14 protein-coding genes are annotated in these 13,486 nt (G+C 68.3%); 6 read left to right on the forward strand and 8 right to left on the reverse strand.

Going from position 1 to position 13,486, the window contains the following annotated elements:
* Positions 1–7 precede the first annotated feature (7 nt).
* The 4 genes from LHP98_RS02445 to LHP98_RS02460 all read right to left on the reverse strand — a co-directional run bounded on the left by LHP98_RS02445 (position 8) and on the right by LHP98_RS02460 (position 4,163).
* Positions 8–631: a hypothetical protein gene (locus LHP98_RS02445; protein WP_227250900.1), complete on the reverse strand. Its 624-nt coding sequence runs from the start codon at positions 629–631 to the stop codon at positions 8–10.
* Positions 624–1,415 (reverse strand): ABC transporter ATP-binding protein, encoded by a 792-nt coding sequence (locus tag LHP98_RS02450; RefSeq protein ID WP_227250901.1) that lies wholly within the window; start codon positions 1,413–1,415, stop codon positions 624–626. The genes LHP98_RS02445 and LHP98_RS02450 overlap by 8 nt, the downstream gene beginning before the upstream one ends.
* A 116-nt stretch (positions 1,416–1,531) precedes the next feature.
* Entirely contained in the window at positions 1,532–2,734 is a 1,203-nt protein-coding gene (locus LHP98_RS02455) for an ABC transporter substrate-binding protein (RefSeq protein WP_227250902.1), read from the reverse strand.
* 232 nt (positions 2,735–2,966) lie between these two features.
* Entirely contained in the window at positions 2,967–4,163 is a 1,197-nt protein-coding gene (locus LHP98_RS02460) for an ABC transporter substrate-binding protein (protein WP_227250903.1), read from the reverse strand.
* A gap of 191 nt (positions 4,164–4,354) precedes the next feature.
* Here LHP98_RS02460 and LHP98_RS02465 point away from each other — a divergent pair, with 191 nt between their 5' ends.
* Positions 4,355–5,452: a PQQ-dependent sugar dehydrogenase gene (locus LHP98_RS02465; RefSeq protein WP_227250904.1), complete on the forward strand. Its 1,098-nt coding sequence runs from the start codon at positions 4,355–4,357 to the stop codon at positions 5,450–5,452.
* Positions 5,453–5,482: 30 nt separating this feature from the next.
* Here the strand turns inward: LHP98_RS02465 and LHP98_RS02470 are convergent, their stop codons facing one another.
* Both LHP98_RS02470 and LHP98_RS02475 read right to left on the reverse strand, forming a co-directional pair.
* Positions 5,483–6,016 (reverse strand): dihydrofolate reductase family protein, encoded by a 534-nt coding sequence (locus LHP98_RS02470; RefSeq protein ID WP_227250905.1) that lies wholly within the window; start codon positions 6,014–6,016, stop codon positions 5,483–5,485.
* Between the two features lie 31 nt (positions 6,017–6,047).
* Positions 6,048–7,070, reverse strand: a complete 1,023-nt coding sequence (locus tag LHP98_RS02475; protein WP_227250906.1) for a GlxA family transcriptional regulator — start codon at positions 7,068–7,070, stop codon at positions 6,048–6,050.
* A gap of 168 nt (positions 7,071–7,238) precedes the next feature.
* Between LHP98_RS02475 and LHP98_RS02480 the strand changes: the two genes are divergently transcribed.
* Positions 7,239–8,609, forward strand: a complete 1,371-nt coding sequence (locus LHP98_RS02480) for a class II 3-deoxy-7-phosphoheptulonate synthase (RefSeq protein WP_227250907.1) — start codon at positions 7,239–7,241, stop codon at positions 8,607–8,609.
* A gap of 65 nt (positions 8,610–8,674) precedes the next feature.
* Here the strand turns inward: LHP98_RS02480 and LHP98_RS02485 are convergent, their stop codons facing one another.
* Together LHP98_RS02485 and LHP98_RS02490 are read right to left on the reverse strand one after the other, a co-directional pair.
* Positions 8,675–9,520: a DUF6544 family protein gene (locus LHP98_RS02485; RefSeq protein ID WP_227250908.1), complete on the reverse strand. Its 846-nt coding sequence runs from the start codon at positions 9,518–9,520 to the stop codon at positions 8,675–8,677.
* An 81-nt stretch (positions 9,521–9,601) separates the two neighbouring features.
* Positions 9,602–10,321, reverse strand: coding sequence for a PAS domain-containing protein (locus tag LHP98_RS02490; protein WP_227250909.1), 720 nt, complete (start codon positions 10,319–10,321; stop codon positions 9,602–9,604).
* 218 nt (positions 10,322–10,539) lie between these two features.
* Here LHP98_RS02490 and LHP98_RS02495 point away from each other — a divergent pair, with 218 nt between their 5' ends.
* The 4 genes from LHP98_RS02495 (at position 10,540) to LHP98_RS02510 (ending at position 13,483) form a co-directional block, all read left to right on the forward strand.
* Positions 10,540–11,433 carry a YicC/YloC family endoribonuclease gene (locus LHP98_RS02495; protein WP_227250910.1) on the forward strand — a complete coding sequence of 298 codons (894 nt, stop codon included), beginning with the start codon at positions 10,540–10,542 and terminating at the stop codon, positions 11,431–11,433.
* 2 nt (positions 11,434–11,435) lie between these two features.
* Positions 11,436–12,071 carry a guanylate kinase gene (gene gmk / locus LHP98_RS02500; protein ID WP_227251535.1) on the forward strand — a complete coding sequence of 212 codons (636 nt, stop codon included), beginning with the start codon at positions 11,436–11,438 and terminating at the stop codon, positions 12,069–12,071.
* A complete protein-coding gene (locus tag LHP98_RS02505) occupies positions 12,068–12,589 on the forward strand; it encodes a gamma carbonic anhydrase family protein (protein WP_227250911.1) in 522 nt (173 codons plus the stop codon). The genes gmk and LHP98_RS02505 overlap by 4 nt, the downstream gene beginning before the upstream one ends.
* Before the next feature lie 69 nt (positions 12,590–12,658).
* A complete protein-coding gene (locus LHP98_RS02510; RefSeq protein ID WP_227250912.1) occupies positions 12,659–13,483 on the forward strand; it encodes a MurR/RpiR family transcriptional regulator in 825 nt (274 codons plus the stop codon).
* Positions 13,484–13,486: the final 3 nt, after the last annotated feature.

The raw sequence follows: 13,486 nt of genomic DNA on the forward strand, positions 1-13,486 counted from the left end.
TGGTCTTTCAATCACCGGAGTACTGGATGGCCGAGAGGAAATCGGCGTGAACCTGACGGTGCGTGTCGGTGTAGATGCTGGAGATCTCGTAGGTCTGCGCCTGCAAGAGGGAATGCGTGCCAAGGACGAAGGTGTTTGCATAGACCACGTCCATGCCGCTGACCTTGAACCCGTAGACCAAGGTTTCCGCGGTCAGCGTGCCGATCGTGGCGGTCGAGGTTTCGATCACGACCGGCATGGTTCCGGTCTGGTTCTGCACGATCTGCAACAGGACGTTGCGCACGCCCTCGATGCTCAGCCCCTGGGCGGTTCCGATGTCTTCGTAGATGAAGTTCGCGTAGGTCGTGCTGTTCATGCGGAAGGCCGCAAGGACATCTGGGGTGGGCTTGGCGGTGGTAACCCAGCCCAGCGCCGCGCCGCAGAAGGCAAGTTTCGCGCTCAGGGTCTGGCAGTCGGACGACGCGTCCTCATAGGTCCAGGTCCGGTCGCTGAACAGGATCACCGGCTTGCCCTCGACCAGGGCCTTGCCGACCACGGATTGGGCGGCGGCAGGCCCAGAGGCGGAGGCCAGCGCCATGAAGGCGCAAAGGGCGGCCCTGCAGTGGCGACCTGTGAACCAGCGGTCAGCCATGGGCGTGCTCTTCCTTCAGCTTGTTCTTCAACCCGGTGCCCAGGTAGGCCTCAATCACGCGCTCGTCGTTCTTCACCTCGTCCACGCTGCCTTCGGCCAGCACCTTGCCTTCGGCCATGCAGATCACCGGGCCGCAGATGCGGCCGATGAAATCCATGTCATGCTCGATCACGCAGAAGGTGTAGCCGCGTTCCTGGTTGAGCCGGACGATGGCATCGCCGATGGTGTTCAGAAGGGTGCGGTTCACCCCGGCGCCGACCTCGTCGAGGAACACCACCTTGGCATCGACCATCATGGTGCGGCCCAGTTCCAACAGCTTCTTCTGCCCGCCCGAGATCAGCGCGGCCTTCTGGTCGGCGAGGTGGCCGATGGTCAGGAACTCCAGCACCTCGTCGGCCTTGGCGCGCAGGCGGGCCTCTTCCTGGGCCACCGCGCCGCGGCGGAACAGCGCGTCCAGCAGGCGTTCGCCCGATTGCGCGGCGGGCACCATCATCAGGTTCTCGCGCACCGTCATGCTGCCGAATTCGTGCGCGATCTGGAAGGTGCGCAGCACGCCCTTGTGGAACAGCACATGCGGCGGCAGGCCGGTGATGTCCTCGTCGCCCATGAAGACATGGCCCGAGGTGGGCGGCAGGCGGCCGGCGATGACGTTGAAAAGCGTGGTCTTGCCGGCGCCGTTCGGCCCGATCAGGCCGGTGATCGACCCCTTGCGGATATGCAGCGAAGCCCCGTCGACGGCGCGGAATCCGCCAAAGTGCCGATGAAGGTTCTCGACCCTGATCATACGTTCCCCTGGGTGGCGCGCTGCTTCCGCCGGGGCGTGCGCGGGCCTTCTTTGCATAGAACGGCCCGGGTGTGCGCCCGGGCCGCCTTTTGATGTGTCACGGTTTCAGGATCGGATCAACGGTATCCGACGATTTCCCACTTGCCGTCCTTGATCTCGTCCTCGGCGAAGGTGCCCGAAGCATCGCCGCCTTCCAGCAGCGTCACCCCGGTCGCGCCGTCATAGTCGATGGCGGTGCCGGCGGCGATCAGCTCCAGCGCCTTGCCCAACTCGCCGGCCTTGATCTTGGTGCCCGAACCGTCGGCCGGGCCGTTGGCCACGTCCATGACCTTGTCCTTGTAGACCTTCGGGTCGGTGGAGTTGGCCGCCTGCATGGCCAGCATGATCAGCGCCGCCGAGTCGTAGGAGGTGGCGGCGAAGTTGGTCGAGCCGTCGAACGACGGATCGAAGGCCTTGGCCATGTCGAGATAGGCCGTGTAGCCCTCGGAGGTCGAGGCGGCATGCTGCCCGAACGAGCCGTTCAGCGCATCGCCGATGGCGGCGATCAGGCTTTCGCCATACATCCCGCCCGGCAGGCCGAAGGTCGAGAAGGCGCCGGTGTCCACGGCGGCCTGGATGATGCCCTTGCCGCCCTGGTCGATGTAGCCGGCCACCACCAGCACATCGCCGCCCGCCGCCGCCAGCGCGCCGACCTCGGCCGAGTAGTCGGCCTTGCCGTCGTCATGGCTGGCGTTGATCGTCACCGTGCCGCCCTTGGCGGTGTAGGCGGCCGAAATCGCCTCGGCCAGGCCCTTGCCGTAGTCGCTGTTCGAATAGGTCAGCGCGATGGACTTGACCCCGCGGGCCATCAGCACATCGGCCATCACTTCGCCCTCGCGGGCGTCGGAGGGCACGGCGCGGAAGAACAGGCCGTCATCGGGGTCGGTGGTCAGCGCCGGCGAGGTGGCCGACGGCGAGACCATGACGATGCCGTTCGGCATGGCGACGTTGGTCAGGACGGCCCGGGTCACGCCCGAGCAGTCGGCACCGACGATGCCTTTCACCGCTTCCACGGTGACCAGGCGTTCGGCCGCGGCGGTGGCGGCGGCGGCGTCGATGCAGGTCGAATCGGCGCGGACATTCTGGAACACCCAGCCGTTCGCCGCCTTGCCGGAATCGTTGACCTCCTTGATCGCCATGTCCACCGAGGTGAACATGTTCGGCGAGATGCTCTCGATCGGGCCGGTCACGCCCAAGAGCGTGCCCAGCTTGACGTCTTCGGCACAGGCGGCGCCGGCAACCAGCGCACAGGCCGACGTGGCCAACAGCAATTTTTTCATGGTTTTTTCCTGTCTGGAACACAGTCCGCGGCGGACCCTAATGCGCCGCGCCGCCAAAGGAAAGGGCCGCCCGGGCAAGGGCAAGAGGACGAGACGTCGCGGAGATTTCTTCCTTTGCGCGCGGGCGCACGCCAGGGTTGCCGGAACGCAAAGGGCCTCGCCCGAGGTGATCGGGCGAGGCCTTGGAGGTTTGCCGCTGGCGCATCACTCGGCGCAGGCGGTTGGCTGCGGCCTAGCGGAAGGTCACCGTCTCGTACTTGCCGCCCTTGACCTCGAACTGCTTGTAGCGGCCCGCGCTTTCGCCCGGCCCGATCAGCATCACGCCCGAGGCGCCGTCATAGTCGATGGCGGAGCCGGCGGCGATCAGCTCAAGCGCCTTGCCCAGTTCGCCCGGCAGGATCTTGGTGCCCGAGCCGTCGGCCGGCCCGTTGGCGATCTCCATGATCTTTTCCTTGTAGACGTTCGGGTCGGTCGAGCCCGAGGCCTCGATGGCCAGCATGATCAGCGCGGCGGCGTCATAGCTTTCCATCGAATAGGGCGAGGTGGCGTCGAACGCGGTGGCGTTGGTCTTGCCCATCTCGGTCAGGATCGCGGCGCCGGGGCTGTCGGACTGCGCGACCTGGCCATAGCTGCCGTCCAGCGCCGGGCCGATGGCCGCGGGCAGGCTGTCGCCCACCATGCCGCCGGGCAGGCCGAAGGTCGAGAAGGCGCCGGTGTCCAGCGAGGCCTGGATGATGCCCTTGCCGCCCTGGTCCAGATAGCCGGCCACGACCAGCAGGTCGCCGCCCGCCGCCGCCAGCGCCGCGACTTCGGCCGAATAGTCGGCCTTGCCGTCGTCATGCGCGGCGTTGATCGTCACTGTGCCGCCCTTGGCGGTGAAGCCGGCGGCGATGGCTTCGGCCAGGCCCTTGCCGTAGTCGCTGTTGGAATAGGTCAGCGCGATGGACTTGACGCCCTTTTCCACCAGGATCTCGCCCATCACTTCGCCTTCGCGCGCGTCCGACGGCGCGGTGCGGAAGAACAGGCCGTTGTCCGGGTCGGTCGAAAGCGCCGGCGAGGTGGCGGACGGCGAGACCATGACGATGCCGTTCGGCATGGCGACGTTGGTCAGCACCGCGCGGGTGACACCCGAGCAGTCGCCGCCGATGATGCCCTTGACGCCTTCGGCGGTGATCATCCGCTCGGCGGCCGCGGTGGCGGCGGCGGCGTCGGTGCAGGTGCTGTCACCGCGCACCGAGGCATAGGCGTTCTTCGCCTTGCCCGAGGCGTTGACCTCGGCCATCGCCAGTTCGGCGGCGGCGGCCATGTGGCTGGTCAGCGATTCGATGGGGCCGGTGAAGCCGATCAGGATGCCAAGTTTGACGTCCTCGGCCGCGGCCACTCCAGCCGTCAGCGCGCAGGCCGAAGCGGCCAGCAGCAGTTTCTTCATTTGTTGTTCTCCCATGTTGGACCGAAATCCCAAGGCGGAACGGTAAGGCGGCCCTTCTCAAAAGAAAAGCGCTTTGACGGCAACAATCCCGAGGCCTTGCGGCGTCACAATCGCTTGTAAGGGGTGCAATCCCTGCTGATCTGGCCGCGGCGGCGGCTATCTGTGCAGAGAGCGACAGAAGGAACGCGCCGATGCAGCTTGGACCGCTGGCAATCCTGGCCCTGCTGGCCCCGCCCGCCCTGGCCGGGCAGGTCGAGACCTCGGCCGGGCCGATGCAGATCACGCCGGTGGTGACCGGCCTGGACGAACCCTGGGGCCTGGCCTTTCTGCCCGACGGCAGCTTTCTGGTGACCGAACGCGCCGGGCGGCTGGTGCGGGTCGCGGATGGCGTGGCCGCCGAGGTGCAGGGCGCGCCCGCGGTCTATGCCGAAGGGCAGGGCGGGTTGCTGGACGTGATGGTGCCGCGCGACTTTGCCACCAGCCGCGAAGTCTGGCTGAGCTATGCGATGCCGTTGCGGGGCGGCGGGGCGACCGCGGCGGGCAAGGCGGTGCTGGCGGTCGACGGCACCAGGCTGGAGCATTTCACGCCGCTGTTCGCCGCCGATCCACGCGGCGGCGGGCGGCATTTCGGCGCCCGGCTGGTCGAGGCGGCGGATGGCACGGTGTTCCTGACCACCGGCGACCGCGGCACCGGCCCCGAAGGGATGCAGGCGCAGGACCCCGCCACCGCCATCGGCAAGGTCGTTCACCTGCGCCGCGACGGCGAACCGGCAACGGCGCGCGACGGCTGGCTGCCCGGGGTCTGGTCGCTGGGCCACCGCAACCTGCAGGGCGCGACGCTGGACCTTGAAGGGAGGCTGCTGACGGTGGAACACGGGGCGCAGGGCGGCGACGAGTTGAACGCGCCCGAGGCGGGCCGCAACTACGGCTGGCCGGTGATTTCCTACGGGGTTGACTATGGCGGTGGCCGGATCGGTGTCGGCAGCGCGCAGGAGGGGATGGAGCAGCCCTTGCACCACTGGGTGCCGTCGATCGCGCCGTCGGGGCTGATGGTCTATTCCGGCGCGCTGGTGCCGGAGTGGCGGGGCGACATCTTCTTCGGCTCGCTCAACAGCGATTTCCTGGGCCGGCTGGACCCGGACGCGGCGGGGCCGGGCGGCCTGGCCGAAGAGCGGATTTCGGCGGCCGAGACGGGCCGGGTGCGGGACGTGGTCGAGGCGCCGGACGGCTCGATCTGGTTCCTCTCGGTCTACGACGGGGCGGTCTACCGGATGGCGCCGGAGAGCTAGCGCCCGTCTGGGCCAGGCTCGCGGCGCGGCCTATGCGTCCGGGACGCAGGTCAACCGGACGGTCTGCGCGCCGATCCGGTCGCTGGCCACCAGGCGAAGCCGGGGCATGGGGCCGGCGAAGAACGGCTTGCCGGCGCCCAGCACCACGGGGTGGAAATACAGCCGGTATTCGTCGATCAGGCCAAGCTTGCCCAGGCTGTCCGCCAGAGCCGGGCCGCCAACGGCGATCTCGCCGTCCTGCGCGGCCTTGAGATTGCGCGCGGCGGTCCCCGGATCGTCGCGGATCAGCGTTGCGTTCGGGCCGGCCGAGGCCAGCGACCGCGACACCACCCATTTCGGCATCTGCCGCCAGGCCACGGCGAAGGCCCGTTCGTCCGCCGACCACGCGGCGTCGTCGGCATCCCAGTAGCGCATGGTCTCATACAGGCGGCGCCCGTATAGACTGCCGGCAAGGCCGCGCACAACGTCGATCCAGTGCCGGAAAAGCTGGGGATCCGGCGCGAAGGACTGATGGTCGACGTAGCCGTCGAGCGACAGGTTCATTCCGAAGACAAGCCGTGCCATGGCGTGTGACCTTCCGCCAATGCGTTCCGGGTCAGATCGACAGCCTGACCGGCACCGCGCCGGGCAGGCCTTGCGTGCCGCGTTCGCGGTAGGGGGTGGTGTTGTAGTGGCTGCGATAGCATTTCGAGAAATGCGAGGGGCTGGCAAAGCCGCAGGCGAGGGCGACGTTGATGACGCTCATGTCGGTCTGCATCAAGAGGTTGCGCGCCTTTTGCAGGCGCAGTTCCATGTAATAGCGCTTGGGGCTGCGATTCAGATAGCGGCGGAACAGGCGTTCCAGCTGGCGCGTGGACATGCCCACCTCCTCGGCCAGGTCGGCGGGCGACATCGGGTCTTCGATGTTGCCCTCCATCATCTGGATGACCTGGCTCAGCTTGGGGTGGCGCACGCCGATGCGGGTGGGGATCGACAGGCGCTGGGTGTCCTGGTCGGTGCGGATCGCGTTGTAGATCAACTGGTCGGCCACGGTATTGGCCAGATCCTCGCCGTGGTCGGCAGCGATGACCTTGAGCATCAGGTCCAGCGACGAGGTGCCGCCGGCGGTGGTCCAGCGGTTGCCGTCCATCACGAAGACCGATTTCGTCAGCTTCACATCCTCGAATTCCTCAAGGAATCCGTCCTGGTTTTCCCAGTGGATGGTTGCCTTCCTGCCATCCAGCAGACCCGCCTTGGCCAGCGCGTAGGCCCCGGTGCAAAGGCCCCCGACGATCGCGCCTCGCCGCGCCTCGCGCCGCAGCCAGTTCAGCACGCCGCGGGTGGTGGCACGCGCGATGTCGATGCCGCCGCAGACCAGCAGCACGTCGTCGCGGCCGATCTCGTCCAGACCCATGCCCAGCTTGAACGCCGCCCCGTTCGAGCACACCGCCGTCTCGCCGCCTTCGCCGGCCAGCGCCCAGGCGTAAAGCGTCTTTCCGGACACGCGATTGGCGATCCGCAACGGCTCGATCGCGCTGGCGAAGGCCAGCATCGTGAAGCGGTCAAGCAGCAGGAAGACAAAGCGGCGGGGCGCGGCTTCTGGGTCGGACGGGTTGGCCCGGCGGGGCGAGATGGGCATGAAGCGACCTGTTGGTGTCGGTTATGGGCCAAGGAACCCGAAATTTCACAGATGTGCAAGAGCCGGTCAGAGGCTGGCCCGGACCGAAAAGGCGGCTTTTGCGGTTTGCATATCCGGGCGGGGCGGGCTATAGGCTGGCCCCGCGTCGCGATCAGGCGGGAGGGCACCATGACCAAGGGCTGGACGAAGTCGGACTGGCGCGGCAAGCCGCGCATCCAGATGCCCGATTATCCCGATCAGGCCGCCCTGCAGGCCGTCGAGGCGCAGCTTGCCAAGTATCCTCCGCTGGTCTTCGCGGGCGAGGCGCGGCGGCTGAAGAAGCAGCTGGCGCAAGCGGCAACCGGCAAGGCCTTCCTGCTGCAGGGCGGCGACTGCGCCGAGAGCTTCGGGGAATTCAGCGCCGACAACATCCGCGACACCTTTCGGGTGATGCTGCAGATGGCGGTGGTGCTGACCTTTGCTGCCAAGGTGCCGGTGATCAAGGTCGGCCGCATGGCGGGCCAGTTCGCCAAGCCGCGCTCGGCGCCGACCGAGGTGGTGGATGGCGTGGAGCTGCCGATCTATCGCGGCGACATCATCAACGGCTTCGAACCGACGCCGGAGACGCGCCGCCCCGACCCGTCGCGGATACTGCAGGCCTATACCCAGGCCGCGGCCAGCCTGAACCTGCTGCGCGCCTTCAGCACCGGCGGCTTTGCCGACATCCACCGGGTCCATGCCTGGACGCTGGGCTTTGCCGAGCACGACAAGGCCGAGCGCTATCGCGAGTTGTCGAACCGCATCTCGGACGCGCTGGATTTCATGAACGCCGCCGGGGTGAACAGCGAGACCACGAACGAGTTGAGCCGGGTGGATTTCTACACCAGCCACGAGGCGCTGCTCCTGGAATACGAAGAGGCGCTGTGCCGGATCGACAGCCTGACCGGGCAGCCGGTGGCCGGCAGCGGCCATATGCTGTGGATCGGCGACCGCACCCGCCAGGTCGATGGCGCGCATGTGGAATTCTGCCGCGGCGTGCTGAATCCGATCGGCCTGAAATGCGGCCCGACCACCACGGTCGAGGACCTGAAGGCGCTGCTGGCCAGGCTGAACCCGGAGAACGAGGCGGGCCGGCTGACGCTGATCTCGCGCTTTGGCGCCGGCAAGGTGGGCGAGCACCTGCCGCGGCTGATCCGCACGGTCAAGGAAGAGGGCGCCAACGTGGTCTGGTGCTGCGATCCGATGCACGGCAACACCATCAAGTCATCCTCGGGTTACAAGACCCGGCCGTTCGACCGCGTGCTGGGCGAGGTGCGCGAGTTCTTCGCCATTCACAAGGCCGAGGGCACCGTGCCGGGCGGGGTGCACTTCGAGATGACGGGCCAGGACGTGACCGAATGCACCGGCGGGCTGCGCGCGGTCAGCGACGAGAACCTGGCCGACCGCTACCACACCGCCTGCGACCCGCGGCTGAACGCCAGCCAGTCCCTGGAATTGGCCTTCCTGGTGGCCGAGGAACTGACCCGCCAGCGTGAGGACGCCCGGCGCGTCGCCTTCTGACGGGCGGAAGCGGAATTCGAAGTCGAATTCCGTGCACGATTTCCGACTTCGGAAATCGGCGTCGGTCAATGCGGGAAACGGACCTCTGTCACCCGGGCCTTGAAGAAGGCGAAGTAGTCCGGTGTGCCGAAGTGGTTGCCGGCCTCGACCTCGGTCGGCAGGCGGAAGCCCGCAAAGTCGCGGAACCCGCCGAAGGTTGCACCGAAAGGCTGGACCTGCCAGCGTTTCAGCGGGTTGGCGTTCGTCCAGCGCGGCATCACCATCGAGACCGGCGCGCCGTCCGGGCCGACCGTCAACTCGACCGACTGCACCAGCCCGCCGTGGCTGACCGTCAGCCTGGCGCTGTCCGGGCCGGTCGCCTGCCAGTCCACCCCGGGGCCGGGCAGGAACCGCGCCGGGGTCCAGAACAGGCCCTCGGCCACTGCTCGGGCAAAGGCCGATCGGCGGTGGTCCTCGGTCATCCCCTCGCGCGCCACCTGCACCAGGCCGAACAGCCGGAACCGCGTCCAGGAGCCATGTGCGCCCAGCCCGTCCGAGCCGCTGACGGTGCCGGATCGCATCTTCCAGACAAATCCCTGCGGCGCGCCCAGAATCTGCTGCGCGGTCATCGGGGCATATTTCGGATTGGCCCTGTCGCCCAGGCCGAATTCGCCGCCCATGTCGATCTCGGCCACTGTCCATAGCGGCGTGGCGGGGGCGATGGCGAAGCGGAAGAACCGCGCCGCCGGTTCCGGCACACCCTCAAGCAGCGCCGCATCGAAGCGTGCCGGCGCCTTTGGCTGCAGCGCCTGCACTTCGGCCCAAAGCGCATCATTGTCGCGCGCATCCCAGGACCGACCGCGCAGTTGCGCCACGGCCCAGCCGACGGACCCGGCCAGGAACAGGCCGAGGATGATTTGAAACAGAGACATTGCAGCCACCCTTCGCTTGCGCAGGCGCAACCTGCCACGGGTGGTCCGGCCTGACCTTGCCTCAGGTCAAGCCGGTGCGTCCTAGTCGGCGGAATGCACCAGCCGCAGGTGCGGGTGGCCGCGCAAGGGTCGCAGCGGCGGCACCGGCGGCTCGGCAAAGGCCGGCTGAGACTGGGCCTGAGTCTGGTTCGGAGTCTGGGTCTGGGTCTGGGCCGGGCGGGCCGGCTCGGCCGGGGCCAGGACCTCGGCCGGCATCACCAGCCTCTCTTCGATCGAGCGCAGGATGCCGAAGCGGCGCGGCGTGCGTCCGATCTGGCCTTCGGCCGCCAGGCAGCCCAGTACAAGGTCAAGGCCGCCGCCGTTCGACCGCAGTGGCAAGAGCAGCAGCCGCGCTTCCAGTGCCGGGCGGCCGATGCTGCGCTCGGCTTCCAGATGCAGTTCGGCCACGCCGGGCAGGGTGAACACTCGCTCGACCGCCTGGGCCAGCTGCAGCCGCGCTTCGGGCAGGAACAGGGTGGAGATCGGCAGGCCCTTCATGTCCAGCCCGGCCAGATCGGTCAAGCCCATGCCGGAAATGCGCATCCGCAACAACCCGGTGCCGATACGTTCGGCCACGAAGACATGGTCCAAGGCCTGCGCCAGGCCGCGCGGGTCCAGATCGGCGCGCGCCGGGATTGCCCCGGTTGTGCCACGCTGGCCTTCCCAATAGGCGCGCACCTGGGCCATCGACGGGAACCGGGGCTTGACTTCGGGCTTGCGGCGGCTGTCGCCACCTTTGCCACCCAGAAACGAGAATACCATATCAGTCTTCCTTCGTCCTGATGTGCGCCGTCCAACACCCCGGCGATTGTTGCCGCGTCCCCGTTCGTCTGCTAGGTCGGCCAAGACGGCCGGACCTGACCAGAGCCGGTCCGCGGCAAACTGTGTTGCCATCAATTGAACATAATCCAGATCGCGCGGATTCGGGCGAAAATCTCTACAAATGGTAAATACCTCCGGGGCGGGGGCAGGAGAGGGCAATGACGGTATCGATGACGGGCTTCGCGGCGCGCCGCGGCACCGGGGCGGGCTATGGCTGGCTTTGGGACATCCGCAGCGTCAACGGCAAGGGCCTGGACCTGCGGCTGCGGGTGCCCGACTGGATTGACGGGCTTGAAGTTGCGCTGCGGGCGGAACTGCAAAAGGCGCTTGGCCGCGGCAACGTCAGCCTGACGCTGAAGGCCACGCGTGAGGCGGGGGGGACCGAACCCGCCCGGCTGAACCGCGAGGTGCTGGCGGGCGTGCTGCGGGCGCTGCACGAGGTCGAGGTGACGGCGATGGCCGCGGGGGTGACACTGGCCCAACCCACCGGGGCCGATGTGCTGGCGATGCGCGGGGTGCTGGATGCCGCGGCGGCGGAAGAGGACACCACGCCGCTGCGCACGGCGATCCTGGCCGACCTGCCGGCGCTGCTGGACGACTTCCACGCCATGCGCGCGGCCGAAGGCGCCGCGCTGGCGGGCGTGATCGGGGCGCAGGTCGATGCGATTGCCGCCCTGGTGGCCGAGGCGGCGCGTCTGGCCGAGGCGCGGCGCAACAAGGCGGCCGAAGGCTTGCGGGCCGCGCTGAAGCGGCTGGCCGAGGTCGCCGAGGGCTTCGACGAGACCCGCGTCGCGCAGGAACTGGCGCTGCTGGCGGTGAAGCAGGACGTGACCGAGGAGATGGACCGCCTGGGCGCCCATGTCGCCGCGGCGCGGGCGCTCTTGGCCGATGCCGCCCCGGTGGGCCGCAAGTTCGATTTCCTGATGCAGGAATTCCTGCGCGAGGCGAACACCCTGCTCAGCAAGGCGCAGGACATCGAGTTGACCCGAGTCGGGCTTGACCTGAAGACGGTCATAGACCAGATGCGCGAGCAGGTTCAGAACGTGGAATGACCATGTCGCGCCGGGGGCTGCTTCTTATCCTGTCATCGCCCTCGGGGGCGGGGAAATCGACCTTGGCCAAGCGGTTGATGGCCTGGGACCCGTCCTTGCGGTTTTCCGTCTCGGCCACCACCCGGGCGCCGCGGGCGGGCGAGGTGGACGGGCGCGACTATTTCTTCAAGTCGCGATCCGAGTTCGAGGACATGGTGGCCGCGGGGCAGATGCTGGAACATGCCGAGGTCTTCGGCAACTTCTACGGCAGCCCGCGCGGCCCGGTCGAGGCGGCGATGTCGGACGGTCGCGACACGCTGTTCGACATCGACTGGCAGGGCGGCCAGCAGATCAGGAATTCGGCGCTGGGGCGCGACGTGGTCTCGGTGTTCATCCTGCCGCCCTCGATTGCCGAGCTGGAGCGCCGGCTGCGCGGCCGCGGTCAGGACAGCGACGCGGTGATCGCCGGGCGGATGGCGAAAAGCCAGGCCGAGATCAGCCACTGGGCCGAATACGACTATGTGCTGGTGAACGATGATCTGGAGGCCACCTTCGCCCGGCTGGTGACGGTGGTCGAGGCCGAACGCAGCCGCCGCGACCGCCAGCCCGACCTGGCCGAGTTCGTCCGCGGCCTGAACCAGGAGTTCGAGGCACGATGATCTACAGCCTGGATGGCACCGCCCCGCAGATCGACCCCGAGGCCTGGGTGGCGCCGGATGCCAACGTGATCGGCGATGTGCGGCTGGCCGCTGGGGCCTCGGTCTGGTTCGGCGCCACGCTGCGCGGCGACAATGAGCCGATCACCGTGGGGGCCGAGACCAATATCCAGGAAGACTGCGTCCTACATACCGACATGGGCTATCCGCTGGTGATCGGCGCCTTTTGCACCATCGGCCACAAGGCCATGCTGCATGGCTGCGTGATCGGCGAGGGCAGCCTGATCGGCATGGGCGCCACCATCCTGAACGGGGCGCGGATCGGACGCGGCTGCCTGATCGGGGCGGGCGCGCTGGTGACCGAGGGGAAGGAGATCCCCGACGGCGCGCTGGTGATGGGCGCGCCGGGCAAGGTGGTGCGGCTGCTGGACGCCGAGGCACAGGCGCGGCTGCTGAAGTCCGCCGCCGGCTACCGGGCGAATGCCGAGCGGTTCCGGGCCGGGATGAAGCCGCTGGGCTGATGCGGATCGTGATGGAATATTTGTTCCATTGGTGCTAGGCTGGCGGCGTTCCTGTCCGCGTGAGGCCCGATGGACCAGCCCGCCCCCCTTGTCCCCCCTGCCTCGGTCGAGGAGTTCCGCGACCGTCTGGCGGCGCTGTCCGGCGGTCTGCCGAAGCGGCTGCGCCAATGCGCCGAATTCGTTGCCGCCAACACCGACCGGATTGCCGTCTCGACGGTGGCGGAACTGGCGGCGGGGGCCGACGTGCCGCCCTCGGCGCTGATGCGGTTCTGCCAGATGCTGGGGTTTTCGGGGTTCAGCGAAATGCAGCGGCTGTTCCGCGAGGCCTACAGCCCCGGATGGCCGGACTATTCCACCCGGCTGCGCAACCTCAAAGAAGGCGGGGCGGGGCGGCCCGCGGCGCTGCTGGCCGATTTCGTCGAGGCGGGGCGCTTGTCGCTGGAATCGCTGGCGAAATCCCTGGACGAACCGGCGCTGGATGCGGCCGTCGGCGTGCTGGCCGGGGCCGGGATGGTGCATGTCGTGGGCTTGCGGCGGGCCTTTCCGGTGGCCAGCTACCTGGCCTATGTGTTCGACAAGATGCAGGTGCCGGCGCTGCTGCATGATGGCGTGGGGCACCTGGACCACCGCCACGCCCTGCAAGCGGACGATGCGCTGCTGGCCATCACCTTCGCGCCCTATTCGGCCGAGACGCTGGCGCTGGCCGACGAGGCGCGGGCGCGCGGCGTTCCGGTGGTAGCGCTGACCGACTTGCCGGCCAGCCCGCTGGCGCGCGGGGCGGCGGCGGTGCTGCGGGTGACCGAGGTGGACTTCGGCGCCTTCCGGTCGCTTTCGGCCACGCTGGCGCTGGCGCTGACCCTGGCCGTCGCGGTGGGATCGGCGCGCGAGGGCTGATTT

Source organism: Rhodobacter sp. Har01 (genome assembly GCF_020564565.1).
In the GTDB taxonomy this organism is placed as follows: domain Bacteria; phylum Pseudomonadota; class Alphaproteobacteria; order Rhodobacterales; family Rhodobacteraceae; genus Pseudogemmobacter.